Below are 2879 nucleotides of genomic sequence, written 5' to 3'. Positions count from 1 at the left end.
ACGGGGGTACGTCAGCAGGCGCGCCGCAGCGCGATCACAGAGAAGAGCTGCGTGTCAGAACCTGATGCCGAACGCCCCGGACCATGATCGGTCCGGGGCGTTTCCGCTGGTGCCCCCGGCAGGATTCGAACGTGGTCTGTCTGACTGGCGGAACACTGGTTACCAGCGGCGGCCCTCACCATCCGCTGGCCCACGTCGTCATCCGGTGCCGTTCGTTGCCTCGCCCGTGAGTCGCTGGACCGTTCCCAGCTGCTTCCAGCTGCCGTCCACCAGGCGGTCGACCCACACCGGACGCCTCTGCGCCTGGTGCCCCTTGAAGGAGTAGCGCCCCAGGAGCCCGTCGCTCACTACCGTGTCGAGCGTGTCCCGGAGCTGTGGACGGATGCTGTCGGCAGCCGGTCGTACTCCGTCACCCAGCACGCGGTCGAGGCCCGCGGCGATCGCGAGCGTGCCGTCGTACAACTCGGCCGTGCCGCGGTAGCCGAGCAGTTTCCTCAGGTCGGAGGAAGCCGTGCACAGTTTGGGGAAATTCGTACAGTCGGGCTTCTGCCGCTCGTCGTTGAAGGTACGGAAGCGAAGGCTGCCGTCGGGGAGTTGCTTGTCCTCCCTGGCGAACATCTCGAAGTCGTCGCCGATGTCGCAGGCCGAGGCGTAGTTCGCGTGGACGGCGATCAGCGTGTCGCGTTTCCGCACGGTCGGGACGAGGGTCTCCTCACCGCCGCCGGCCCGCAGATCGGACACGGTCACGGCGTCCGGCCGTGAGGTGTCCAGGTCCGCTGTGATACGGCTCGGGGTCAGGTCGTCGGTGCCCTTCTGCGAGGGCAGCGGCAGCGCGGTGAGGCCGGCTTCGCGCAGACCGTGTCCAAAGGTGTCCTTGTCGGTGTCCGTGTCCCAGTAGCTCTCCGACGCGTCCACGACCCTGCTGACGCCGTACGCCCCCGCGAGGTAACGGGCCGCCTGCCGTCCGACCTCGAACTCCGTTGCCGGAAGGGCGTATTCCCACTCCGGTCCGCCACCGCCGTCGCAGGTGTCGACCACAGCCATGTCATCGGCCCAGTCGGTCTCGACGTCCGCGAAGTCGTCGATCGCGCCGACGAGGGCGATCATCCCCGGGTGCTGCTCCAGCAGTTCCTGCGCGGGCGTCTGCCCGTAGTCCTGCACCGCTACGACGTTCACCGGGATCTTCCGCCCCGCCCTGCGCTCGGCCTCCTTCAGCGCGGCCTTGACGACCTGCGTGGTGATCCGGGGATCCTGCCCGTCCTCGCCTTCCCCCCAGTGGTACGCCACACCGAGCGTGTACGACGTCGGAGCCGTGGAGGTCTTGTCGGTGGACGGCGCCTGGGCCTGGCCCTCGTCGTCGGCGCCGTCCGAGGATGACAGGCTCAGGCCTATGCCGGCCGGGATGCCGAGGGCGAGCAGAGCGGCGACGGCGACGAGGACGGGGGTGCGGCGGGGGCGGCGCGGAGTGGAGGCGGGCGGGGAGGCGGGAATCCAGGGTGACTGCGCCGAGGTCTCTTTCGAGACGTCCCGGGACACCGGCCGTGGGGTGGCGGGCGGCCTGGCATCCTCGGGGCCCGATTCCCGTACGACATCCGGGGGTGCCACGGGAACAGGTTCCGCCTCCGGTTCGGGCGCAGGAGACGGTTCCCTCTCTGCCAGGGGCGCCGGAGCAAGTGCCTGAGCCACCGCTTCCATCCGTGCGAGCGCGGCCTTCGCGTCGCCGGGCCGGTCATCCGGGTCCTTGGCCATGAGGTCGAGGATCAACCGGTCGACGTCGGGGGTGAGTCCGGCGCGTGCCCGACTGGGCCGCAAGGGCTCGTCGTGCAGGTGGTTGTACATCACGCCGGCCGCGTCGCCGACGAACGGAGGCCTGCCGACGAGGAGTTCGTACAAGACGCAGCCCACGGCGTAGAGATCGGTACGGCCGTCCCCCCGGCGCTGGCGGAAGCGCTCGGGCGCCAGGTACTGAACGCTCCCGAAGGGCAGCCGCCCGGTCTGCGTCACCTGCGGGTCGTCGGCCCGGAACTCGGTGAACCTGGCGATGCCGAAGTCGACGATCTTGGCGGCGCCCTCGCCGGTGACCATGATGTTGGCAGGCTTGATGTCACGGTGGACGACGTCGGCCGTATGCGCGGCGTCCAGGCCCCGGCACACGTCCGCCATCCACCGCAGCGCGTCGGCGACGGCTACCCGTCCGCTCTCCCGAAGGACCTGCTCCAGCGTCCGCCCTTCGACGAGTGCCATCACGAGGTACGGGCTCCCACCGTCCGTCCCGTGATCGTGCACGGCGACGATGTGTGGGCTGTCCAGAGCGGCGGCGACCCGGGCCTCGCGCCGAAAGCGGGCCAGCAACTCCTCCTGGTCCGCGCCGTCGTCCCGCGCCGCGAGGAGAATCTTGACCGCCACCTCACGGCCCAACTCCCCGTCCCTGGCCCGCCAGACCTCCCCCATGCCGCCGGAGCCCAATAGCTCGATCAGTTCGTAGCGATTGTCAAGTCGTCGTCCGCGCACGCGTCAGGACTTTACGACGGGAGCACGACGCGGAGGGTGCCGGGGTGGTGGCGGTCCGGGGCAGGGTGCGAAAGCCCGCCCGCTTCTCAAGACGCCGCTCGGGATCAGCTGCCCGCAGGAGCCTTGGCGCTCAGGCGGCCACAAACGCAAAGGCCCTTCCGTCCGCAGGACGGAAGGGCTTTTGGCCAGGTGCTTCTCTGTGCCCCCGGCAGGATTCGAACCTGCGACACCCGCTTTAGGAGCAATGCCGTTGCGTTAACTTGCGGGCGTAGTCTGCTGGGACCGTCTCGGGGGTGGTGTCGGTGGCCGAGGGTGTGCCGGAGTTATCGGGTCTTGGGTTGTTGACCTGGGTGTATCCGCCGGGTCTG

The 2879-nt window shown here is 69.5% G+C and carries 1 protein-coding gene; it reads right to left on the bottom strand.

What is annotated here, in order from left to right; all coding sequences use genetic code 11:
* Positions 1 to 198: 198 nt before the first annotated feature.
* Positions 199 to 2511, bottom strand: coding sequence for a protein kinase domain-containing protein (locus ACTWQJ_RS49585; protein ID WP_443312920.1), 2313 nt, complete (start codon positions 2509 to 2511; stop codon positions 199 to 201).
* Positions 2512 to 2879: the final 368 nt, after the last annotated feature.

This window comes from Streptomyces sp. KR55, from assembly GCF_052245645.1.
GTDB lineage: Bacteria > Actinomycetota > Actinomycetes > Streptomycetales > Streptomycetaceae > Streptomyces > Streptomyces flavusporus.
This window is presented reverse-complemented; position numbering and strand designations above follow the sequence as displayed.